At 71.8% G+C, this 22,736-nt stretch carries 20 protein-coding genes and 1 other RNA gene; 9 read left to right on the top strand and 12 right to left on the bottom strand.

Annotated features, from left to right (window positions below; translation table 11 throughout):
* Positions 1-64: 64 nt before the first annotated feature.
* On the bottom strand, positions 65-1,033 hold the full coding sequence (gene miaA / locus NK718_RS01655) for a tRNA (adenosine(37)-N6)-dimethylallyltransferase MiaA (protein ID WP_371877193.1): 969 nt from the start codon (positions 1,031-1,033) through the stop codon (positions 65-67).
* A gap of 16 nt (positions 1,034-1,049) precedes the next feature.
* Here miaA and serB point away from each other — a divergent pair, with 16 nt between their 5' ends.
* Positions 1,050-1,943, top strand: coding sequence for a phosphoserine phosphatase SerB (gene serB, locus NK718_RS01650; protein ID WP_254738214.1), 894 nt, complete (start codon positions 1,050-1,052; stop codon positions 1,941-1,943).
* A 13-nt stretch (positions 1,944-1,956) separates the two neighbouring features.
* On the opposite strand, the gene NK718_RS01645 is transcribed toward serB, so the two are convergent.
* From NK718_RS01645 to NK718_RS01615, 7 genes are all read right to left on the bottom strand, one after another.
* Positions 1,957-2,583 carry a pyridoxamine 5'-phosphate oxidase family protein gene (locus NK718_RS01645; protein WP_254737923.1) on the bottom strand — a complete coding sequence of 209 codons (627 nt, stop codon included), beginning with the start codon at positions 2,581-2,583 and terminating at the stop codon, positions 1,957-1,959.
* A gap of 69 nt (positions 2,584-2,652) precedes the next feature.
* A complete protein-coding gene (locus NK718_RS01640; RefSeq protein WP_254737921.1) occupies positions 2,653-4,137 on the bottom strand; it encodes a Do family serine endopeptidase in 1,485 nt (494 codons plus the stop codon).
* Between the two features lie 167 nt (positions 4,138-4,304).
* On the bottom strand, positions 4,305-5,312 hold the full coding sequence (gene hflC / locus NK718_RS01635) for a protease modulator HflC (protein ID WP_254737919.1): 1,008 nt from the start codon (positions 5,310-5,312) through the stop codon (positions 4,305-4,307).
* On the bottom strand, positions 5,309-6,436 hold the full coding sequence (gene hflK, locus NK718_RS01630) for an FtsH protease activity modulator HflK (RefSeq protein WP_254737917.1): 1,128 nt from the start codon (positions 6,434-6,436) through the stop codon (positions 5,309-5,311). The genes hflC and hflK overlap by 4 nt, the downstream gene beginning before the upstream one ends.
* A gap of 123 nt (positions 6,437-6,559) precedes the next feature.
* Positions 6,560-7,084 (bottom strand): dihydrofolate reductase, encoded by a 525-nt coding sequence (locus NK718_RS01625; RefSeq protein ID WP_254737915.1) that lies wholly within the window; start codon positions 7,082-7,084, stop codon positions 6,560-6,562.
* A 2-nt stretch (positions 7,085-7,086) separates the two neighbouring features.
* Positions 7,087-7,572 (bottom strand): GNAT family N-acetyltransferase, encoded by a 486-nt coding sequence (locus NK718_RS01620; protein WP_254737913.1) that lies wholly within the window; start codon positions 7,570-7,572, stop codon positions 7,087-7,089.
* 13 nt (positions 7,573-7,585) lie between these two features.
* Positions 7,586-8,380 carry a thymidylate synthase gene (locus NK718_RS01615; protein ID WP_254737911.1) on the bottom strand — a complete coding sequence of 265 codons (795 nt, stop codon included), beginning with the start codon at positions 8,378-8,380 and terminating at the stop codon, positions 7,586-7,588.
* Between the two features lie 110 nt (positions 8,381-8,490).
* Between NK718_RS01615 and ssrA the strand changes: the two genes are divergently transcribed.
* From ssrA to NK718_RS01595, 4 genes are all read left to right on the top strand, one after another.
* Positions 8,491-8,855: a transfer-messenger RNA gene (ssrA, locus tag NK718_RS01610) on the top strand.
* Between the two features lie 31 nt (positions 8,856-8,886).
* A complete protein-coding gene (locus NK718_RS01605; RefSeq protein WP_254737909.1) occupies positions 8,887-9,522 on the top strand; it encodes an SspB family protein in 636 nt (211 codons plus the stop codon).
* 14 nt (positions 9,523-9,536) lie between these two features.
* Positions 9,537-9,740, top strand: a complete 204-nt coding sequence (locus NK718_RS01600) for a DUF4169 family protein (RefSeq protein ID WP_254737907.1) — start codon at positions 9,537-9,539, stop codon at positions 9,738-9,740.
* A complete protein-coding gene (locus tag NK718_RS01595; RefSeq protein ID WP_254737905.1) occupies positions 9,737-9,967 on the top strand; it encodes a ribbon-helix-helix domain-containing protein in 231 nt (76 codons plus the stop codon). The genes NK718_RS01600 and NK718_RS01595 overlap by 4 nt, the downstream gene beginning before the upstream one ends.
* Before the next feature lie 48 nt (positions 9,968-10,015).
* Here the strand turns inward: NK718_RS01595 and NK718_RS01590 are convergent, their stop codons facing one another.
* Both NK718_RS01590 and NK718_RS01585 read right to left on the bottom strand, forming a co-directional pair.
* Positions 10,016-13,987 carry an AsmA family protein gene (locus NK718_RS01590; RefSeq protein ID WP_254737903.1) on the bottom strand — a complete coding sequence of 1,324 codons (3,972 nt, stop codon included), beginning with the start codon at positions 13,985-13,987 and terminating at the stop codon, positions 10,016-10,018.
* Between the two features lie 93 nt (positions 13,988-14,080).
* A complete protein-coding gene (locus NK718_RS01585; protein ID WP_254737901.1) occupies positions 14,081-15,505 on the bottom strand; it encodes an FAD-linked oxidase C-terminal domain-containing protein in 1,425 nt (474 codons plus the stop codon).
* Positions 15,506-15,630: 125 nt separating this feature from the next.
* Between NK718_RS01585 and NK718_RS01580 the strand changes: the two genes are divergently transcribed.
* Positions 15,631-16,164: a thioesterase family protein gene (locus NK718_RS01580; RefSeq protein ID WP_254737899.1), complete on the top strand. Its 534-nt coding sequence runs from the start codon at positions 15,631-15,633 to the stop codon at positions 16,162-16,164.
* Positions 16,165-16,170: 6 nt separating this feature from the next.
* Here NK718_RS01580 and NK718_RS01575 read toward each other — a convergent pair whose 3' ends face one another.
* Positions 16,171-16,803: a LysE family translocator gene (locus tag NK718_RS01575; protein ID WP_254737897.1), complete on the bottom strand. Its 633-nt coding sequence runs from the start codon at positions 16,801-16,803 to the stop codon at positions 16,171-16,173.
* Between the two features lie 234 nt (positions 16,804-17,037).
* Here NK718_RS01575 and NK718_RS01570 point away from each other — a divergent pair, with 234 nt between their 5' ends.
* Positions 17,038-19,419 (top strand): ATP-dependent helicase, encoded by a 2,382-nt coding sequence (locus tag NK718_RS01570; RefSeq protein ID WP_254737895.1) that lies wholly within the window; start codon positions 17,038-17,040, stop codon positions 19,417-19,419.
* A gap of 47 nt (positions 19,420-19,466) precedes the next feature.
* Positions 19,467-20,381: a 50S ribosomal protein L11 methyltransferase gene (locus NK718_RS01565; protein ID WP_254737893.1), complete on the top strand. Its 915-nt coding sequence runs from the start codon at positions 19,467-19,469 to the stop codon at positions 20,379-20,381.
* A 15-nt stretch (positions 20,382-20,396) separates the two neighbouring features.
* On the opposite strand, the gene NK718_RS01560 is transcribed toward NK718_RS01565, so the two are convergent.
* A complete protein-coding gene (locus tag NK718_RS01560; RefSeq protein WP_254737891.1) occupies positions 20,397-20,633 on the bottom strand; it encodes a hypothetical protein in 237 nt (78 codons plus the stop codon).
* 265 nt (positions 20,634-20,898) lie between these two features.
* Between NK718_RS01560 and NK718_RS01555 the strand changes: the two genes are divergently transcribed.
* Positions 20,899-22,734 carry an aminopeptidase P family protein gene (locus NK718_RS01555; RefSeq protein WP_254737889.1) on the top strand — a complete coding sequence of 612 codons (1,836 nt, stop codon included), beginning with the start codon at positions 20,899-20,901 and terminating at the stop codon, positions 22,732-22,734.
* Positions 22,735-22,736 lie beyond the last annotated feature (2 nt).

Genomic DNA, 22,736 nt, shown 5'->3' with positions numbered 1-22,736 from the left:
CCGCCGGTCGGCGTCAAGGACTGGCGGGGCGAATTTCGCACCGACCGGGGCCGCCGGGCCGCCGTCACACCCGGCCCAGGCGGCGCAGGATCTCCGCCTCCGCCGCGTCCGGGGCGAGCCAGTCCCACCCCTGCCCCTGGTGCCGGAACCAGGTGAATTGCCGCTTGGCGTAGTGACGGGTGTCGAGCTTGGCGCGCTCGATGGCCTCGCCGAGCGTCATCTCGTCGCGCAGCGCCCGCGTCAGCCACGGCACGCCGTGGGCACGCATCGCCGGCAGCGCCGGGCTCAGCTCGCGCTGCGCCAGCCGGCGCACTTCCTCCAGAGCGCCGAGGCTGATCATCGCGTCGAAGCGCCGGTCGATGCGGGCGTAGAGGTCGTCGCGGTCTGGCGCGAGGAACGCGCGCAGGCAGGAATCCGCCTCCAGCACCGCGCCCTCGCGCTCGCCGTGGAAGCTGAGCAGCGGCCGCCCCGACGCCTCGAACACCTCCAGCGCCCGCAGCGTGCGCTGGCGGTCGGCCGGCTTCAGCGTCGCCGCGGTGGCCGGGTCGCGCTCCGCCAGCCTGGCGTGCAGTTCCTCGGCCGGCAGCGTCTCCGCCAGGGCGCGCAGCCGCTCGCGCAGATCGGCGGGCACGGGCGGGATGTTGGACAGCCCCTCCGTGAGGGCGCGGAAATAGAGCCCGGTGCCGCCCGTCACGATCGGCAGCAGCCCGCGCCCCTCGACCTCCGCGACGGCGGCGCGCGCCGCCTCCAGCCAGCGCGCCACCGACAGGTTCTCGGCCGCGTCGGCGTATCCGAACAGGCGGTGCGGGGCCTGCGCCTCCTCCTCCTCCGTCGGCCGGGCCGTGATGATGCGCAGGTCGCGGTAGACCTGCATCGAATCCGCGTTGACGACTGCCCCGCCCAGCTCTTGCGCGAGGCGGATGGCGAGCGCGGACTTGCCGCTGGCCGTGGGGCCTGCGATGAGGATGGCCCGAAATGGATGCGCCACGCGCTGCCCCGCAATGAACGGACCCGAGGGCCCGAGAGTGACCATGACCGCCGATCAGACCCTGCCGTGCGTCGCGACCCTGGTGTCGAGCCCGGCGCGCCCCGCGCTCACCGATGCCCTTCTGGCGCGCGCCGCGCAAGTGTTGCCGCGCGCCGGCGCGCCGGCCTGGTTGGCCCCTGGCGTCGCCGCCGACCTGCCGTTCGGCGAGGTGGACGGGGATCCGCGCGCCCTCTCCGACCTTGTGCGCGCCGCCCTCGACGGCGCGCCCATCGACGTGGTGGTGCAGCCCCGCGCCGGACGCCGCAAGAAGCTGTTCCTCGCCGACATGGACTCCACCATGATCGGCCAGGAGTGCATCGACGAGCTGGCCGACTTCGTCGGCAAGAAGGCCCACGTCGCGGCCATCACCGAGCGCGCCATGCGCGGCGAGATCGCCTTCGAGCCGGCGCTGCGCGAGCGCGTCGCCCTGCTGCGCGGGCTGGACGCCGGCATCGTCGCGCAGGTCGTCGCCGAGCGCATCACGCTGACGCCGGGCGGGCGCGAGCTGGTGCGCACCATGCGCGCCAACGGCGCGCACACCGCGCTCGTCTCCGGCGGCTTCACGCTGTTCACCTCGCGCATCGCCGAGGAGCTCGGCTTCCACGAGAACCGCGCCAACGTGCTGGTGGTCGAGGACGACCGTTTCGCCGGCTTTGTCAGCGAGCCGATCCTCGGCCGCGAGGCCAAGCTGGCCTCGCTCATCGAATTGCGCGAGCGCCACGGACTGACGCCGGCCGAGACGATGGCGGTGGGCGACGGGGCCAACGACCTCGCCATGCTCGGCGAGGCCGGGCTCGGGGTCGCCTACCACGCCAAGCCCGCGGTCGCCGCCGCCGCGCACGCGCGCATCGACCACGCCGACCTCTCCGCCCTGCTCTACGTGCAGGGCTATCGCCGCGACGAGTTCGTAGCCTGAGCCGCGCCCGGCCTCACCACATCGTCGCCTTGGCGCGCGCCGGCCACTCTTTGTCGTAGCCCTTGCCGTCGAAGCGGCCGGCGGTGCAGGCGGCGAGGATGTCGCCGGCGCTGGGAAGGTCGCGCGGCGAGACGTGGCGCGAAGCATCCCACAGCCCGGCCCGCAGCACCGCCCGCGCGCACTGGAAGAACACCGTCTCGATCCGCACGACGAGGACCGAGCGCGGCTCCTTGCCCTCGACCGCGAAGCGAGCCAGCAGCGCCGGGTCGACGCTGATGGCCGCCTGGCCGTTGACGCGCAGCGTCTGGCCCGAGCCGGGGATGAGGAACAGCAGCGCCACGCGCGGGTCGGCGACGACATTGCGCAGGCTGTCGATGCGGTTGTTGCCGCGCCGGTCAGGCAGCAGCAGCGTGCGGTCGTCCTCGATGGTGACGATGCGCGGCCACTCGCCGCGCGGCGAGACGTCCAGCCCGCCCGGCCCGCTCGTGGCGAGCGCCACGAAGGGGCTCGCCTCGATCAGGGCGCGGTACTCGGCCGTGAGGCGATCCTGCTCCTTGACGAGCGAGGCTTCGCCGGGCTCGCCGTAGCGCGCCTGCAGCGCCGCCGCGTCGCGGACGAGAAAACGGGGGTCGAGGTCCATCGCAAAAACACTCCGGGCGCGCGGTCGGCCCGCGCGCCCGGCGATCCTAGTTCGATGGCGGCGCTCGGGCTACTCGATGCCGATGGCCACGAAGCGCACGTCGCCCTGCGCGTTGGCGACCAGGAGCAGGGCCGACTTCTTGCCGTCCTTCTTCAGCGTCTCCAGGCGCTTGACGATGGCGTCGGGGGTCGAAACCGGTTCCTGCTGCACCTCGACCACCACGTCGCCGGGGGTAATGCGCTTGTCGGCGGCCGGGGAGTTCGGGTCGACGCGCGTCACCAGCACGCCGCGCACGCCCTCCTTGATGGAGTAGCGCTTGCGCAGCTCGTCGGACATGGGCGACAGCTCGAGGCCCAGCGCCTTCTTGGCGACCGGCTTCTCGGCCTCGCCCGGCGCGGCGTTGGCCTTGGCGATCTTCTCGCCTTCCTCGAGGCGGCCGAGCTTGACCGACTTGGTGAGCTCCTGGCCCTTGCGGACGATCACCACGTCGACGACCTTGTCGACCGGCGTCTGACCGACGATGCGCGGCAGGTCCTTGGATTCCTTGATCTCGACGCCGTCGAACTTGACGATCACGTCGCCGGCCTCGAGGCCGGCGGGCTTGGCGGGCCCCTTGTCGTCGATGCCCGCGACGAGCGCGCCGCGCGCCTTGCCGAGGCCCAGGCTCTCGGCGATGGCGTCGTCGACGTTCTGGATGCGCACGCCGAGCCAGCCGCGCCGCGTCTCGCCGTATTTCTGCAGCTGGTCGATGACCGGCTTCGCCAGCGCCGACGGCACGGCGAAGCCGATGCCGATGGAACCGCCGGACGGCGACAGGATCGCCGTATTGATGCCGATGACGTCGCCGTCCATGTTGAACAGCGGTCCGCCCGAATTGCCCTTGTTGATGGCCGCGTCGGTCTGGATGTACTGGCCGTAGGACTGGTCGGAGATGTCGCGGTTGCGCGCCGAGACGATGCCGGCCGAGACCGAGCCGCCCAGGCCGAACGGGTTGCCGATCGCCATCACCCAGTCGCCGATGCGGGCCGCCTCGCTGTCGCCGAACTTCACCGCCTTCAGCGGCTTGTCGGACTTCACGCGCAGCACGGCGAGGTCCATCTTGGCGTCCTTGCCGACGATCTCCGCCTTCAGCTTGCGCCCGTCGGCGAAGATGACGGTGACGTCGTTGGCGTCGCCGATGACGTGGTTGTTGGTGACCACGATGCCGGACGGGTCGATCACGAACCCGGAGCCGAGCGAGCTGGAGCGCCGCTGCGGGCGCGGCGCGTCGCCGCCGCCGTTCGGACCGCGATTGTTGAAGAAGTCGTCGAAGAATTCCTGGAACGGCGAGCCCGGCGGCAGCTGCGGCGCCTGCAGCGAGCGCTGCTCGGTGACCGTCGTGGCAGCCGAGATGTTGACGACGGCGTCGATCACGTTCGCGGCGAGGTCGGCGAAGGATTCGGGGGCCGCCCGCGCTAGGGCCGGCGTCGGCGGCAGCGCCGTCGCCGCGGCGGCGCTCGCCACGGCCACGGCGAAGGCGAACCGCCGGAGGGATGCAGGAAGTCGGTTCGACATGGACGTTCTCTGGGTCAGGGGTGGCCTGAAGATTCGCATGAGAATTGGGGCATTACGGCGACCTTGCAAGGCCGTCCATCGCCCGGCGAGCCGGCCGGGCCTACATCATCATACACGATGCGGCGAGCGCCGCGCGGTCCCTGGCGGGAGACGCGCGGCGCGCCGGGTCATGGCTTGGGCGCTTCCGCCGGCGCCGGCGGGGTCGCCGCGGCGGTGCTGCCGGTCGTGCCGCCGGGCTGGACGGAAGGGGCCTGGGCGCCGGGCGCAGGGGCCGGAGCCTTGGTCGGCAGGCGCTGCTGCTCCTTGGCTTCGTAAGGCGCGGCGAAGTAGCGGAAGAACGACGAGTCCGGGCTGAGCAGGAGGCGCGTGTCGCTCCCGCGCAGCGACGCCTCGTAGGCCTGCATCGAGCGGTAGAAGCCGAAGAACTCGGGATCGCGCCCGAAGGCTTCCGCCGTGATGCGGTTCCGCTCCGCCTCGCCCTGGCCGCGCAGTTCGTCGGCCCGCCGCGTCGCGTCGGCGCGCAGCACCGTCACCTCGCGGTCCGCCTTGGCGCGGATCGTCTGCGACAGCTGCGAGCCCTGCGCGCGAATGTCCGCCGCCTCGCGCTGGCGTTCCGTCTGCATGCGCTGGAACACCGCCTGGCTGTTCTGCTCCGGCAGGTCGGCGCGGCGCAGCCGGACATCGACGACCTCGATGCCGAGGCCCGTGGCCTGGCGGTTCACGTCGTCGCGGATGCGCTGCATCAGGCCGGCGCGGTCGGTGCGCACCACCGTGGCGAAGTTCGCCTCGGCGAGCACCGTGCGAACCGTCGAGTTGACGATCGAGGTCAGGCGCATGTTGGCGCCCGCCACGTTGTTGACGCTCTGGTAGAAGCGCAGCGGATCGACGACCCGGTAGCGCGTGAAGGCGTCGACGACGAGGCGCTTCTGGTCCGACGCGATGACTTCCTGCGAGGGAAGCTCGAGGTCGAGAATGCGCTTGTCGATCTCGATGACGTTCTCGATGAGCGGCCACTTGAAGTAGAGGCCCGGCTGGGTGATCGGCGGGCGGGCGACCCGGCCGAACTGGAACACCAGCGCCTGCGCGGTCTGCGGCACGACGAACATCGCGCTGAACAGCACCACGAGCGCGGCGAGGACGACGGCCCCGAGGGCGAAACGGAGAGTGCTGCTCATCGCTGGGCTCCCGTCCCCGGACGGCGTTGCAGCTCGTTGAGCGGCAGGTAGGGCACGATGCCCTGCGCGCCCGCGCTGTTCTGGTCGACGATGATCTTGTCGGCCCCGCCGAGCACGCGCTCCATCGTTTCGAGATACATGCGCTGGCGGGTGATGTCCGGGGCCTTGCGGTATTCCTCGTAGACCTGCGTGAAGCGGCTGGCCTGCCCGTTCGCCTCCGCCACCACGCGCTCGCGGTAGGCCTCGGCCTCCTGCACGATGCGCGCCGCCTCGCCGCGCGCCTCGGGCACGACCTTGCTGGCGTAGGTGTCGGCCTCGTTGCGGGCGCGGTCCTGGTCCTGCCGCGCGGCCTGGACGTCGCGGAACGCGTCGATGACCTGGGCCGGCGGGTCGACCTTCTGGAGCTGCACGAGCCGGATTTCGACGCCCGCGCCGTAGTGGTTCAGCGTGTCCTGCATTACCTGCTTGACCTCGGCCTCGACCGGGCCGCGGTCCGTCGTCAGGATCTGCTGGATGTTGCGCCGGCCGACGACCTCGCGCATCGCGCTCTCGGCCACGGCCTTCACCGACGACTCGGGCGACTGAATGTTGAACACGTAGTCGGCGGCTTTGGCCGGGTTGATCTGCCACTGCACGGCGAAGTCGATGTCGACGATGTTCTCGTCGCCGGTCAGCATCAGGCTTTCCTCGGTGACGTCGCGCGAGGAGACCCGGCGCATCGGATCGCTGGTGCGGTAGCCGACCTCGGTCGTGTTGACCACCGTGACGCGCGGCTTCACCACGCTGCCGATCGGATAGGGGAAGTTGTAGTTGAGGCCCGGCTGCGTCGTGCCGACATAGCGACCGAAGACGAGGTTGAGGCCGACTTCATCCGGTCGCACCGTGTAGAACCCGGTCGCGGCCCACAGCAGCACCGCGCCGATGGCGACGGCCAGAATGCCCTTGCCGCCCATCTGCCCGCCCGGCATGACCTGCCGGATGCGATCCTGGCTGCGGCGCAGCAATTCCTCGAGATCGGGCGGGGCGCCGCCGCCTCCGCCCTGGGGGCCTCCGCCCCAGGGTCCGGGCTTCCTGGGTCCCCAGGGCCCTCCTCCGCCGCCGCCGCTCTGATTGCTCCAAGGCATCCAGTTTCCCTTTTCCCTCTCGGTCGACCGCGCCCCGGCGGGGCTGCGATCAGGCAACTTATCGCACGGAAGTGGGGTCTCGTCGCCATTTCGTCAACGGAGGCTGTGCCGCTTGGTTGACGTTCAGGCGGCCCGGCGACGCTCATAGTCCACGAAGCTGAAGGCGTGCTCGTCGTCCGGGCCGGCCGGATGGTCCTCGCGACGCACCACACTAAAGACGGCGGGGTCCACCTTCGGGAACAGCGCGTCGCCCTCGGGGCTGGCGTGGACGAGCGTCACGTTGAGGCGGTCGGCGAAGGGCATGGCCTGGGCGTAGACCTGCGCGCCGCCGGCCACCGTCACGCTGTCGGCGCCGAGCCGCTCGCCGATCTTCTGTCCGAGCGCCAGCGCCTCGTCGAGCGAGCGCGCCACCGTGACGCCGGGCGCGGCGAAGCCGGCATCGCGCGTCAGCACGATGGTCTCGCGGCCCGGCAGCGGCTTGCCGATGGAGTCGAACGTCTTGCGCCCCATGACGACCGGACGGCCCAGCGTCAGCGCTCGGAAATGCCGCAGATCGGTCTTCAGCCGCCAGATCAGGCCGTTGTCGCGCCCGATCACGCCGTTCTCCGCGACGGCGACGACGAGCGCGACGGGCAGGCGGCCGGCCATGGTCACAGCCCCTGGTCGGCGAGCCGCCAGAGCCCGGCGTCGGTGACGCGGCAGGTGGTCCAGCCGTCCATCAGCTCCGCCCCCTGCTCCTTGTAGAAGCCGATGGCCGGCGCGTTCCAGTCCAGCACCGACCACTCCAGCCGGGGCAGGCCCTCGGCGATGCACCTCTTGGCGAGAGCGCCCATCAGCGCCTTGCCGAGGCCGCGGCCGCGATGGCGCGGGCGCACGTAGAGGTCCTCCAGCCAGATGCCGTGGCGGCCGCGGAAGGTCGAGAAGCTGTAGAACCACAGGGCGAAGCCGGCCGCCTCGCCGTGCAGCTCGGCGATTTCGGCGTGGACCTTCGGGTCCGGCCCGAACAGGGCCGCCGCGATCATCTCTGGCGTGGCGTCGACCTCGTGCGCCAGCCGCTCGTAGCTCGCCAGCTCGCCGATGAGCGCGAAGATGTCGGCCGTGTCCTCGGGCCGGGCGGGACGGATGTGCGGGTTCATGACAGGTCCGGAATCAGACGGCCACCGGCGCGCGGATGGCGGGGTGCGGATCGTAGTCCTCGACGGTCACGTCGCCGAAGGTGAAGTCGAACAGCGACCGCACCTCCGGATTGAGGCGCAGGCGCGGCAGCGGGCGCGGCTCGCGCGTCAGCTGCAGCCGGGCCTGCTCCATGTGGTTCGCGTAGAGATGCGCGTCGCCGAAGGAGTGGACGAAATCGCCCGGCTCCAGCCCTGTCACGTGCGCGACCATGTGGGTCAGCAGCGCGTAGCTGGCGATGTTGAACGGCACGCCGAGGAAGATGTCGGCCGAGCGCTGGTAGAGCTGGCACGACAGCCTGCCGTCCGCCACGTAGAACTGGAACAGGCAGTGGCACGGGGCGAGAGCCATCAGGTCGAGCTCGGCGGGGTTCCAGGCGGTGACGACGAGGCGGCGGGAATCGGGATTGCGGCGGATCTCGTCGACCACCCAGCGGATCTGATCGACCGTGCCGCCGTCGGGCTTGCGCCAGGAGCGCCACTGCGCGCCGTAGACCGGCCCCAGCTCGCCGCGCTCGTCGGCCCATTCGTCCCAGATGCTGACGCCGTGCGCCTTGAGGTAGCCGATATTGGTGTCGCCGGCGAGGAACCAGAGCAGTTCGTGGACGATCGACTTCAGGTGCAGCTTCTTCGTGGTGACCAGCGGGAAGCCCTTCGACAGGTCGAAGCGCATCTGGTGGCCGAACACCGACAAGGTCCCGGTGCCCGTGCGGTCGGACTTGGCGGCGCCCTCGTCGATCACGCGGCGCAGGAGATCGTGATAGGCGTGCATGGCGGCTCGGCCCTCGAATCGAGGCGACAGTCTAAGGCCTTTGCCCGCTCCCCGCACCCGCCGCGCGCCGCCGGTCCACCGGCCGCTGTCCCCGCATTCTTTCGCGCCGGGGGCTTCCTCCGGCCGGTGGCGCGCACTATATTCCGTGTGCCGTCGCAAGGCGGCTATGGCGATAAACGACCATCGGAATAAGCCTTTCGGACCCGGGGGCGGTACCCGGCGCCTCCACCAGAGCCCAGTTCCGGCCCGTTCGTGGCTGGTCTCGGGCGGGGGCGAAATAGGATCGACGAGGGTGTAAAGGTTGGTTTTTCGCCCGGCATGGTTCCGCCGTTATCGGGCCGAACATATAGTTGCCAACGACAACTATGCTCCGGTTGCGGTGGCCGCGTAAGCGGTCTCTGACACCGAAACAAAGCCCTTGCGGGTAGCACCGTAAGGCGGGGTTCGGAGGTACCTGGCAACAGAAACCTCCACTCATTTCCCAACAGCGCGAAACCGTCCCGTTCATGCCGCAAGACCTGATCCGCTACGACCTCCTCGTCCAGGAAGCGCTGAAGGGCGTGGTGCGCAAGATCCTTACGGACGCGGCCGTGTCGGGCCTTCCCGGCGACCATCATTTCTTCATCTCGTTCCGGACGACCGACCCCGGCGTGCGCATCTCGGCGCGCCTGCGCGAGAAGTACCCGGAGGAGATCACGATCGTCCTGCAGCACCAGTTCTGGGACCTGATCGTCACCGAGCACACGTTCGAGGTGGGGCTGTCCTTCTCCGGCATCCCGGAGCGGCTGCTGGTGCCCTTCGACGCGCTGACCGGCTTCTTCGACCCGTCGGTGCAGTTCGGCCTCAAGTTCGACCTGTCCGGGGCGGAGCCGGCCGACAACGACGAGGAGGACGCCGAGGAGGCCGAGGCCGAGCGGCCCGCGCCGTCCCCGCCGACCTCCCTGCCATCGCCCGCCGCCCGCCGGCACGAGGCGAAGGAGGCCCCCGCGGGCGACAAGGCCAAGGGCCACGCGAAGGGCGACGCCAAGGCGAGCTCCAAGCCCGACGCGAAGTCGACCAAGGCGCCGGCCGGCGCCACGCCGGCCGAGGACGGCAAGCCGGCCGAGGTCGTCAGCCTCGACGCCTTCCGCAAGAAGCCCTGAGCGGCCGGCCCGCCGTGACCGCCGACATCGTCAATCTCCGCCGCGCCCGCAAGGCGAAGGCGCGCGCCGACAAGGACGCGCAGGCGGCCGAGAACCGCATCCGCTTCGGCCAGCCCAAGGCTGAACGCTCCCGCGCCGACGCCATCGCCCGCCTGGACGCCAGCCGGTTGGAAGGCCACCGGCTCGACCGGCCCGGAGAGGACGAGGACGGGGCGTGACTGACGACGCGGTGGTCAAGCGGTCGGTGCGCATCGCGGGCCATTCCACCAGCGTGTCCGTCGAGGCTCCGTTCTGGACGGCGCTGCGCGACATCGCCGAGGCGCGGGGCCTGAGCGTCAGCGCGCTGATCGCCGAGATCGACGCCGAGCGCGCAACCACCAACCTCTCCTCCGCCATCCGGCTCGCCGTGCTCGCGCATTACCGCGCGCTGACGCGGGTCAGCTGACGCTTCGGCCCTCGGGGCCAGCCGGCTCTAGGGGTCGGGACGGCGCGATCAGGGCGCGCGCTGCGGCGCGACGACGGGAGCCGGCGCGCCCAGGATGCGCGCCGCCTCGGCCAGGCCGCTGTCCTCGGCGGACGGGCCCGGCGGGCGCAGTACGAGCGGCTGGCCGGTCGCGCGCGGCACGGCCGCCGCGCCGTTGCGGGCTTCGTCAGCCTTGCGCGCTTCCTCGGCCTTGCGCGCTTCCTCGGCGCGGCGGGCCTCCTCCAGCCTGCGCGCCTCGTCCGCCTTGCGGGCTTCCTCCGCCTTGCGGGCCTCTTCGGCCTTGCGGGCTTCCTCGACCTTGCGAGCCTCCTCGGCGCGGCGCGCCAGCTCCGCCTGTCGGGCCTCTTCCGCCTTGCGGGCCTCTTCGGCCCGTCGAGCTTCCTCCGCCTGCCGGGCCAGCTCGGCCTGACGAGCTTCCTCGGCGCGCCTGGCTTCCTCCGCCTTGCGCGCCTCCTCCGCCTTGCGGGCTTCCTCGGCCCGGCGCGCCTCCTCGGCCTGGCGGGCTTCCTCGGCCTTGCGGGCCTCTTCGGCGAGACGCGCCTCCTCGGCTTCGCGCAACTCGCGCTCGCGGGTGTCTCGTTCCGCCTTGAGCCGGCGCATGAAGAACGAGCGCTCGCGCAGGTCGGCTTCGGCCGCCTCGATCCGCTCGAGCTCGCGCGCCACGGCGCGGGTGGTGAGCAGGTTGGTGAGCATGGCGACGTCGACGTCGCGCTCGATCCCGGTGCGGCCGCTGCGCCAGGTGACCGTCGCCTGCGGCGTCGGCCCGCTCCAGCCGTCGGGGACGGGGTTGGCCGCCAGCGTGGCGCGGCCGTCGACGCGCAAATTGCGCAGGTCGATCGCCACCGAGCCGTTGATGTCGACGCCCTCGGCCTTCACGGCGAGCGGCCCAACCCGCAACTGCCCGCCCGAGAGGGTGAGCGGCGTGTCGATGGCGGAAGCCGCGAGCTGGCCGGCGTCCAGCCCCCTCGCCACGCCCTCGCGCACCTTGGCGAGGTCGGGCGGGTCGCGCTGCGCGTCGAAGGCGGCCGTGGAGGCGATGAGAGCGCGCGGGTTCAGCCGCGCCAGGGCGGCGTCGCGCAGCCGCGCCTGCCCGCCGCCGGCCAGCGAGGTGACGACCGCCGCCGCCGTCTCCCCCGAGCCGCTGGCGTCCAGCTCAGCGCTGAGCCGGCCGGTGAGGCCGGCCTGGGGCAGCAGCGCCGGCGTCGAGACGTCGCGCAGCGCCACCCGGGCCGAGATGGCGGCGAGCCCTCCCTGCCGGCGCACGGTGAAGCCGCCGCCCAGCCGCCCGTCGGCAAACGCCGCGTCGCCGCGGCTCACTTCGACCAGCTCCGGGGTCCAGCGCAGATCGAGCGAGGCGTCGCGGGCCTCGGGGCCGAAGCCGGCATCGAAGGAGCGCGCCTTCAGCCCGAGCGCGATTTCGAAGGGCGGCGGCAGCACACCGCCGAAGCGCCCCGCCGGCCAGACATTGCCGGGCAGCGGGGCTTGAAGGTTTCCGAGCCCGAGCGCGGCCAGTCCGCCCAAGGACAGGCGCTCGAACGACAGCGCGCCGTCCAGCCGCCCCTTCTCGCCCACGTAGGCGAGGCCGCCGGTGACGGCCTGGCCGGCGAAGCGCGCCTCGATGCCGTCCAGCGCCAGCCGCGAGCCGGCGAGCGTCCCCTTGGCCTTCGCCGAAATCGGCAGCCGGCCGAGCTGGTCGGGGCCCGGCAGCGCCAAAAGCTGCGTCAGAGGGCCGACATCGGCCGCCTCGAAGGCCAGCGAGCCGGCCAGGTCGATGTCGCCCGAGCGCCATTGGCCCTCGCCCTTCAGCGTCGCGCCGGCCGCTTCCGCCGCCACCGTCACCGCCGCGCCTTCGCCGATGCGGCCATCGAGATCGAGCGCCAGCCGTCCGCGGCCGAAGCCGGGCAGCGGCAGGGCGTCGAGCCCGAGCTGGTTGAGGAAGGCGGCGCTGTCCGGGGATTCGAGGCGGAACGACCCGACGATCCGGTCCGCCCCCTGCGGGCCGGAAATCCGGGCCGAGCCGGACACGAGCGAGCCGGCGGCCGTGCCGTCGATCGAGAACGCGGTCTGCGCGTCCACCTCCGGCCCGCGCTGGGCGACGATCTTGAGGCGCAGCGGCCCGAGCGTGGAGGCGCGGTCGGCGACGAGCGCCGGCAAGCGCCCGGGGACGATCTTGCGCAGCAGCTCGGCCAGCGGTTCGACCCGCCGCGCGTCGACATTCGCCTCGATGCGCCCGCCGGTGCGGCCGACCTCGCCGGTAGCGCGCAGCGACGCGCCGCCGACGTCGGCGACCTCCAGCGTGTCGATCCGCACGCCGGCCTCCGTGACGCCGACCTTCAGCCCCACGCGTCCCGCGCCGATATTGGGCCCGCCCGACTGCCCGACCCGGACGTTGCGGGCCTCCACCGTCAGCGCCACGTCGATGCCGCGCGCCGCCGCCGTGAGCGTCGACACGTCGGGCATCTGCTCGACCGTGAGGCCGTCGGCGGTCAGTTGCGCCTCGAATTTCGGGCGTCCGCCCCTTTCCGGAACCTCGTAGCGCATCGACCCTTGCACGGCCGACTTGTCGAGCGTGAGGCGCATGTCGCGCGCCGCCGCCACCGTCGAGGACAGAACCACGTTGGCCTGCAGCGACAGGTCGCGCACGTCGCCGAGCCGGGCCGAGCGCGAGCCGCCCTCGCCTTCCAACCATCCCGCCAGCCGGCCCGGGTCCTTGGCGCGCAGCGCCATGCGGCCGACGAACTGGCCGACGCCCGCCAGCGCGGCCTCGCCATTCGCCTCCAGTGTCGCGCCGCCGGGGAGCGTCGCCGCCAGCCGGGGAACCAGCAGACGTCCATTGGCCAGCGCCAGGTCCGCCGCCAGGCCGGTGATCGTGTCGCCGCCGGCGATGGCGTTGGGGATCTTGAGCGAAATCTCCACCGGCAGCGCGGGATGCAGCCGCCCTTCGTTCGGAGCGAGCGCAGACAGCCATGTCGAGGCGACGTTGGCGATGGCCGGGACGCGGCCCGGCTGCGCGGCGTCGGGCGCGCCCACGAAGGGCCGGTCGAAATCGATCTGCCTTGTTTCCAGCGCCAAAGCGAGCCGAGGGGCTTCGCCGAGCGAAAGGTCGCCGGACCCGGTGAGCTTGATGGGCGCGTCGTCGCCGCCGGCGGTCAGCTCCGCCCCTTCCAGCCGTCCGACGCGGCCGTCGAGCTTCAGTCCCGAAGCGAACGCCCATGGCCTGCGGGCGAAGCCGTCGCGCTCGGGCCAGCGCGCGCTGCCGCTCACGACGACGCGGCCGTCGAGCCGCGGGCCGGATCGCCCCATGGACGCGCGTCCGTCGAATTCGCCGCGATGCGAGTCGGAGAGCGACTGCACCACGAGTTTCAGCCGCGTCCCCTCCGCCTCGGGCGCGCCGGTCGCGACGCGGAAATCGATGGGCGCTGTCCCCAGCGTGGCGCGGCCGTTGGCGCGCCACGGGCCGGCGAGCGCCGGCGCGTCGGCTTCCGCGTCGATGTCGGCGAGGCGCAGGGTCCGCGCGCCCTGCGCGTCGGCCAGCAGCACTTCGCCATCGGTGACGTAGAGCCGCTCCACCGCCACGGCGCTGGCGTCGCCCATGCCGTCGAGCGCCGGGCCGAGCCCGTCGACGGAGCCGTCGGCGCCGAGACGGCCTTGCAGTCGCGGCCCCTCGATCACCGCCTCGAGCACGCGCACCTGCCCCTGCAGCAGTGGCATGACGGCGATTTCCAGGGACAGGCGCTGGATGGTCAGCCGCGGGCCACCCGAAGGCGCGGCGGCCGAGACCTGCTCCAGCTTGAGCTGCGGCGTGGGGAGCAGCTTGACGTCGATGTGGCCGGCCACGGTGACGGGGACGCCGGCGAGCTGCGACAGTCGCTCCTCCACGTCGCCGCGGCGCGCCGACCAGTCGACGAGATACGGCCCCGCGAGCGCCGCCGAAAGGACGACGATCAGCAGGATCGCTAGACCGGTCAGAATGTCACGCAAGTTGAAGCCGTCCGGGCGCTCGGGTCACGGCCCGCGAGCATAGCGCACTTCGTGGCGGCAGGGTGACGCCGGGTTGAACATGGTTTCCCAGGGTCACAGCCTGATGATCTTTCCGGGGTTCATGATGTTCGCGGGGTCGAGAGCCCGTTTGACCGCGCGCATCATGTCGAGTGACGCGGCGTCGTGCTCCCGTTCCATGTATTTCATCTTGGACTGTCCGACGCCATGCTCGCCGGTACAGGTGCCCTCCATGGCGAGCGCGCGGTCGACCAGCCGCTCCAGGAATCCTTGCAGCCGGCGCGCCTCGTCGGCGTCGTCGGGGTCGACGACCGGGCAGACGTGGAAATTGCCGTCGCCGACATGGCCGACGATGGGCGCGACCAGCCCGCTCTCGGCGATGTCGCGCTGGGTCTCCTCGACGCACTCGGCCAGGCGCGACAGCGGCACGCAGACGTCGGTGGCGAGCGTGCGCGCCCCCGGCCGCAGCGCCATCGCCGCCCAGTAGGCGTCGTGCCGCGCCTGCCACAGCTGCGTCCGGTGCTCCGGCGCCGTGGCCCACTCGAACGGCCCCCCGCCCAATTCGGCGGCGATCTCCCCGAACCGCAGCGCCTGCTCGCGCACGCCGTCCTCGGTGCCGTGAAACTCCATGAAAAGCATCGGCGTCTCGGGCAGGCCGAGCTTCGAGTAGAGGTTGATCGCCTGCACCTGCGCGGCGTCGGCCAGTTCGATGCGCGCCACCGGCAAGCCGGACTGAATGGCGAGGATGGTGGCGTCGCAGGCGGCCCTGACGGTCGGGAACGGGCACGTCGCCGCCGAGATCGCCTCCGGAATACCCTGCAGCTTCAGCGTGATCTCGGTGATGACGCCCAGCGTGCCCTCCGCGCCCACCATCAGCCGCGTCAGGTCGTAGCCGGCGGAGGACTTGCGCGCCCGCGTGCCGGTGCGCGCCACCCGGCCGTCCGGCAGCACGACCTGCAGCGCCAGCACGTTGTCCTTCATGGTGCCGTAGCGGACCGCGTTGGTGCCGGAGGCGCGGGTCGAGGTCATGCCGCCGATCGAGGCGTCCGCCCCGGGGTCGATGGGGAAGAACAGGCCGGCGTCGCGCAGGTGCTCGTTCAGCCGCTTGCGCGTGACGCCCGGCTGCACCACGCAGTCGAGGTCCTCGGCGTGGACGGCGAGCACCTTGTCCATCGCCGCCACGTCGATGCACAGCCCGCCCAGCGGCGCGTTGGTGTGGCCCTCGAACGAGCTGCCCGCCCCGTAGGGAATCACCGGCACGCCGTGGCGCGCGCACAGCGTCACCGCCGCCGCCACCTCATCGACGTCGTGGGCGAAGAACACCATGTCGGGCGGCTGGTTGGCGGCCCAGCTCAGCGTGTTGGCGTGCTGCTCTCGCACCGCCAGGCTGGTCGTGAGGCGATTGCCGAACCGCGCCTCCAGCCCCTCGCGCACGGCGGCGATGGCGGCGGCCTCCGGGCGCGGACGCGGCGGCGCGGGGGTGTCGGACGACGGAATCATGGGCGGAGGCTTGCCAATTCTGCTTCGATTCAGGACTATTTTGCATTCACGGCGAGGGTGGGCAACAGCGACCGACTCCGAAGTCGGCGCGACCGCGCGCGAGCGAGAGGTGCGAGAGACGAACCATGAGCGCGGGCATCGACGCCAAGCCGCTATTCTTCGCGCCCTTCGTGTCCTCGCGCATGGCCATCGAACCCGGCTGGATCGACTATAACGGCCATCTCAACATGGCCTACTACGCCGTTCTGTTCGACCGCGCGCTGGACGAGGCGCTGGGCGCGCTCGGGCTCGGGCCGGACTACGCGCGCGACGCCGGCTTTTCCACCTTCACCGGCGAATGGCGCATCCGCTACGCCCGCGAACTGGGCCTCGACGACCCGGTGCGCGTCACCGTCCAGCTCATCGAGTTCGACGACAAGCGCATGCACTTCTACATGGAGATGCGCCACGCCCGCGAGCTGTGGATGGCCGCCGCCGTGGAGAGCCTGAACCTCCATGTCGACCTCGCGCGCCGCAAGGTGGCGCCGTTCCCGGCCGACATCCTGGCCAGCCTCGCCATCATGAAGGCGGCGCATTCCGGCCTGCCCCGGCCGCCGACGCTGGGGGAGGCCATCGGCATCCCGAAGAAGGCGAAGTCCGGCCGGCCGGGCGTCCACTAAGCCTCGTCAGGCGCGGCCGAGCATGCTCCGCCCGGCGTCGGCGATCGACTTCATGCCGAACAGCACGAAGGTGACGCCGACGACGCGGTTCACCACCCGTCCGTGCTTGAGGAAGAAGCGCCGCACCCGCGGCAGGCCGGCCCAGAACAGGATGACGACGTAGCCCAGCAGGAACCCGGCGATGGCGGCCGCCATCAGGCCCGGCGCGGTGTCCCAGCCGATCTGCGAGGCGTAGCGCACCGTCAGCGCGGTGAACACGGCCAGCGACACCGGATAGGCCTTCGGGTTGGTGAGGCCGAAGATCAGCCCGGTGCGCAGCGGCCGCAGCCCGCCGGCCACCGCGCCGGCGCCGTCGCCCTTCGCCAGCACCGCCTTGCCGCCGAGATAGATGAGATAGACGCCGCAAGCGACGCCCAGCGCGTCGAACAGCGCCGGGCCGAGCTGGTTGACGCCGACGATGGCGGCCAGGGCGAGCCCCCCCCAGACGATGTCGCCTGCCAGGTGCCCGAACAGGAAGCGCCCGCCCGCCATGCGTCCGTGCTGCGCCGCCAGGGCGAATACGGCGAGGAAGGCCGGCCCCGGCGTCACGGCGTAGATGAAGCCGGCGATCACGGTGGCGGTGAACAAATTGGCGCTCATGGGGCACCTCGGGCGGGGCGGGCGCGGCCCCGTTCGGGCCGCCCCTCCCTCTGGCCATATCGGGCGCGTGTTTGCAACCTCCCGCCGCGCGACGCGCCCGACGGTCGACAGCGCCGTCCTTTCGCTTCATTTTGGACCGAGAACGAATCGGGCTCGCGGCCGGCCACGCCAATCCCGACGCAAGGACGAGCGGCGCGGCCCGCCTCCCCCGCCGAAGCCCCTGGAACATCGCACGTGACCGACCCGCTGAGCCTCGACGACGATTTCACGCCCCGCCCCGGCGGCCTCGCCGCGCGGGCGCGCGCCTCCGTCGCGACGCCGCAGCCTTATCTCTCCGGGCTCAACCCCGAGCAGCGCCGCGCCGTGGAGGCCACCGACGGGCCCGTCCTCGTGCTGGCCGGCGCGGGCACCGGCAAGACCCGCGTGCTGACGACGCGCATCGCCCATCTGATCGCCTCCGGGCTCGCCTATCCCTCGCAGATCCTGGCCGTCACCTTCACCAACAAGGCGGCGCGCGAGATGAAGGAGCGCATCGGCCACCTGCTCGGCGGGGTGGCCGAGGGCATGCCGTGGCTCGGCACGTTCCACGCCATCGGCACCAAGATCCTGCGCCGCCACGCCGAACTGGTCGGCCTGCGCTCGGACTTCACCATCCTCGACACCGACGACCAGCTGCGGCTGATGCGGCAGGTCATCCAGGCCGAGGGCATCGACGAGAAGCGCTGGCCGGCGCGCGCGCTCGCCGCCTTCATCGACGGCTGGAAGAACCGCGGCCTCACCCCGGACAAGGTGCCCTCCGGCGAGGCGGCGGCCTTCGCGGCGGGGCGCGGGGCCAAGCTCTACGCCTTCTACCAGGCGCGGCTGAAGCAGCTCAACGCCGCCGATTTCGGCGACCTCCTGCTGGAGAATCTGCGCCTGTTCCGCGAGCACCCGGACGTGCTGATGGGCTATCAGGAGCGCTTCCGCTACATCCTCGTGGACGAGTACCAGGACACCAACGTCGCGCAGTATCTCTGGCTGCGCCTGCTGGCCCAGGGCCGCCGCAACGTCGCCTGCGTCGGCGACGACGACCAGTCGATCTATGGCTGGCGCGGCGCGGAGGTCGACAACATCCTGCGCTTCGAGCACGACTTTCCCGGCGCCACGGTGGTGCGGCTGGAACAGAACTACCGCTCGACCGGGCACATCCTCGCCTCCGCCTCCCACCTCATCGCCCACAACACCGACCGCCTCGGCAAGACGCTGCACACCGAGGACGAGGAGGGCGAGAAGGTCACGCTCACCGGGGCATGGGACAGCGAGGAGGAAGCCCGCCTGATCGGCGAGGAGATCGAGGCGCTGCAGGCCAAGGGCCATTCGCTCGCCGACATCGCCGTGCTCGTCCGCATCTCGGCGCAGATGCGCGAGATCGAGGACCGCTTCCTCACACTCGGCCTGCCCTACCGGGTCATCGGCGGCCCGCGCTTCTACGAGCGCCTGGAGATCAGGGACGCGCTCGCCTATCTGCGCTGCGTCGCCAACCCCGCCGACGACCTCGCCTTCGAGCGCATCCTCAACACGCCGAAGCGCGGCCTGGGCGACGCGACGCTGGAGGTGCTGCACCGCTTCGCCCGCGCCAAATCCATCCCGCTCATGCAGGCGGCCCGGCTGCTGGTCGAGACGGACGAGCTGAAGCCTAAGCCCCGCGGCGCGCTGCGCGACCTCTCCACCTCGTTCGCCCGCTGGGCGGCGCAGGTGGACGCCATGAAGCACAACGAGCTGGCCGAGATGGTGCTGGAGGAGTCCGGCTACACCGAGATGTGGCAGAAGGAGCGGACCGCCGAGAGCGCCGGCCGGCTGGAGAACCTGAAGGAGCTGGTGCGCTCCATGGAGGAGTTCCCGGACCTCGCCGGCTTCCTCGAGCACGTCTCGCTGGTGATGGAGATGATCGACGACGACGCGACCGAGCGCGTCTCGATCATGACGCTGCACGGCGCCAAGGGACTGGAGTTCGACACCGTGTTCCTGCCGGGCTGGGAGGAAGGCCTGTTCCCCAACCAGCGCGCGCTCGACGAGAGCGGCAAGGCCGGCCTCGAGGAGGAGCGGCGGCTGGCCTATGTCGGCATCACCCGCGCGCGGCGCCGCGCGAAGATCATGTTCGCCTCCAACCGCCGCATCCACGGCATGTGGCAATCGACGATTCCCTCGCGCTTCGTCGACGAGCTTCCCGAGAGCCACGTCGAGGTGACGGAAGCGCCGGCCAGCTTCGGCGGCTATGGCGGCAGCCGCTTCGACCGCATGACGCCGTTCGGCTCCAGCTACAACACGCCCGGCTGGCAGCGCGCGCAGGAGCGCACGCGGCAGGGCGGCGGCTCCGGAGGCTCGGGCGGCGGATTCGGGGAGCGCGACGCCGGGTCCTACCGCCCGCCGGGCCGAAAGAGTGGGCCGATGCTGCTGGAAGGCGAGCTGGTGGCGAAGTCGACCGGCGCGTCGTCAGCCTTCGCGCAGGGCCAGCGCGTGTTCCACATCAAGTTCGGCAACGGCACCGTGGCCGCCGTGGACGGCAACAAGCTGACCATCGATTTCGACAAGGCCGGCCGCAAGATGGTGCTCGACAGCTTCGTGCAGGCGGCCTGAGCGCGCGCCGGTCGACACCGCGCGTCCGCTCGTATAGGACGACGGCCATGCTCGAAGGACTGCCTCCGCACAAGCCCACCCACCTCATGCGCCTCGTCACGGACGAGGAGACCGCGCGACGTGTCGCCGACATCGTGGTCGAGACCTTCGACCCCGCCGAGACCGCCGCCGCCGCGTTCGAGAACGAGAAGACGCTGGCCTGGGAAGTGGAGGTCTATTTCTCCGCCCCTCCCGACGAGGCGTCGGTGCGCGAGCTGATCGAAGCCGCCGCCGGGCCGCAGGCCGCGGCCGCCGTGTCCTTCGACGCCATCGGCGAGAAGGACTGGGTGAAGTCGTCGCTGGAGGGACTCGCGCCCGTTCCGGCCGGGCGCTTCGTGGTCCACGGCAGTCATGACCGCGGACGGATCGCCGGCAATGCCATCGCCATCGAGATCGAGGCGGCGCTCGCCTTCGGCACCGGCCATCACGGCACTACGCGCGGCTGCCTGCTGATGCTGGACTCAATCCTCAAGCGCCGCCGCCCGGCGCGCGTGCTCGATGTGGGCACGGGCACCGGCGTGCTGGCCATCGCCGCGGCGCGCGCCCTGCGCCGGCCCGTCGCGGCCGGCGACATCGACCCCGTGGCGGTCGAAGCGGCCCGCGAGAACGCGCGCAACAACCGCGCCGGCGCGTATGTGCGGCCCGTGGTCGCCAAGGGCGTCGATCATCCGCTGCTGGCGGCCGGCCGCCCCTACGACCTGATCTTCGCGAACATCCTGGCCCGGCCGCTGATGCGGCTGGCGCCGTCCATCGCGTCGGTCGCCGCGCCCGGCGCGGACGTCGTGCTCTCCGGGCTCATCCCTCGGGACGTGCCGGGGGTGCTGGCCGCCTATCGCGCCCAGGGGCTCACCCTGGCGCGGCGGCTGGAACTGGAAGGCTGGGCCACCCTGCTGGTGCGCGCCGGCGGCGCGACGCCGGGCTGAACGGCTCGCCTCGCCTCACTCGTCGCGGAGGAAGGGCAGCAGGTCGCCCGTCGCGAGCCCGATGTGCTTCACCTTGATCAGCGGCCCGAACGTCTGGTGGCGGCGCAGCTCCGCCTCGGCGCGGCGCGCCCGGCGCTCGACAATGTGCGACGCGACCGCGCGCAGCAGGCGCATGGCGACGCCCGACTGCGGACGGGCGTGGACGGTGGCGGTGACGCCGGCGTAATGCCGGAGGGGAATGGCCTGGGCCATGGGATCGCTCCAATCGTGAAGCCATCCGGGCGTTTCCGGTCGGGCGTGCGATGACGCCGCGTACCGGCTCCATCCTTAGTCGAATTCGCGGACACGGCCCACTGCGCAGCGCGCATGTCCCGTCTCCCGCCGGTGCAGAGCGACTTCCGGGGTTTGTCACGCCGCCGCAACGGCTTGGGGCGGAGGGCAGCCTTGACGCGCGGGTTCGTCGCGTGCACCCGTTGTCGCCCGGCGCGTTCGCCGGACCAGTCCGCGCGAGGCGTCCATGTCCGTGAAGAAGACCGCCAGGTTTCAGTCCTTCGAAAGCCGTTCCGACCGCAGCCAGGGCGCGGCCCGCGCGGCCCGTCTGCGCGCCGAACTCGCGCGGCGCGGCCTCGACGGCTTCATCGTGCCGCGCACCGACGAGCACCAGAACGAGTACGTGCCGCCGCACGCCGAGCGGCTGGCCTGGCTCACCGGCTTCACCGGCTCGTGGGGCGTCGCTATCGTGCTCAGGGACGAGGCGGCGATCTTCGTCGATGGCCGCTACACGGTGCAGGTGCGCGAGCAGGTCGACACCGACGTCTTCACGCCCGAGCATCTGATCGAGACGCCGCCCGAGGCCTGGCTGGAGAAGCATCTGAAGCCGGGCATGAATCTCGGCTACGACCCCGCCCTGAAGACGCCCGACGCGGTGAAGCGCTACGAGAAGGCCGCTGCCCGCGCCGGCGCGAGCCTCGCGCCGGTCGACGGCAACCCGGTCGACGCGATCTGGGAGGACCGGCCCGCCCCGCCGCTCGGCGCGGTCGCCCTGCATCCGGCCGAGCTGGCGGGGGAGGATGTCGCCGCCAAGCTGGACCGCATCCGCGCCAAGCTCGCCGGGCTCGGGGCCGACGCGCTGGTGATCTCCGATCCCCACGCCGTCGCCTGGACCTTCAACATCCGCGGCGCGGACGTGTCGCACACGCCGTTGCCGCTCGGCTACGCGGTGACGCCGCGCGAAGGCCGGCCGCGCCTCTTCATCGACGGCCGCAAGCTCTCCAATGCCGTCCGCGACGCGCTGGCCTCGGTGGCCGATATCGAGGAGCCGTCGGCGCTCGACGCCACGCTGCGCGAGCTGGGCGCGGCGAAGTCCAGTGTCCGTTTCGACCAGGCGACCGCCTCGCACCGCCTCGTCTCGCTCGTCGTCGAAGCGGGCGGCAGCGCCGACATCGGCGTCGACCCCGTGGCCTTGATGAAGGCGGCCAAGAACGCGGCGGAGATCGCCGGCAGCCGCTCCGCGCATTTGCGCGACGCCGCCGCAATGGCGAACTTCCTCGCCTGGCTGGCGCGCGAGGCGCCGAAGGGCGTCGTCACGGAGGTGAGCGCCGCCGTGCATCTGGAGGAATGCCGCCACGCCACCGGCGCGCTGCGCGATATCTCCTTCCCGTCCATCTCAGGCGCGGGGCCCAACGCCGCCATCCCGCATTACCGCGTCTCGCACGAGACGGACCGCGTGCTCGAGCCCGGCATCTACCTGATCGACTCCGGCGCGCAGTACCAGGACGGCACCACCGACATCACGCGCACCGTCGCCATCGGCGAGCCGACCGCAGAGATGCGCGACCGCTTCACCCGCGTGCTGCGCGGCCACATCGGCATCGCGCGGGCCGTGTTCCCCAAGGGAACCTCCGGCGCCCAGATCGACAGCTTCGCCCGCAAGCCGCTGTGGGAGGCCGGGCTCGACTTCGACCACGGCACCGGCCACGGCATCGGCTCGTATTTGTCGGTGCACGAGGGCCCGCAACGCATCGCCAAGACGGGCGTCACCCCGCTCGAGCTCGGCATGCTGCTCTCCAACGAGCCGGGCTACTACAAGGCCGGCCACTGGGGCATCCGCATCGAGAACCTGATCCTGGTGGAGCGGCGCGAGATCCCGGGGGCGGAGCGCGAGATGTACGGCTTCGAGACGCTGACCTTCGCGCCCATCGATCTCGCCCTGGTGGAGCCGTCGCTGATGAACGCCGAGGAGATCGCCTGGCTCGACGACTACCACGCCCGCGTGCGCGAGCTGGTGGCTCCGCAGGTCGAGGGCGAGACGCTGGCCTGGCTGGAAGGCGCGACGCGGCCGATCGGGCGCTGAGC

It is taken from the genome of Alsobacter ponti, from assembly GCF_024294805.1.
Lineage (GTDB): Bacteria > Pseudomonadota > Alphaproteobacteria > Rhizobiales > Beijerinckiaceae > Alsobacter > Alsobacter ponti.
The sequence above is the reverse complement of the archived record's forward strand: the minus strand, read 5'-3'. Positions and strand labels throughout refer to the sequence as shown.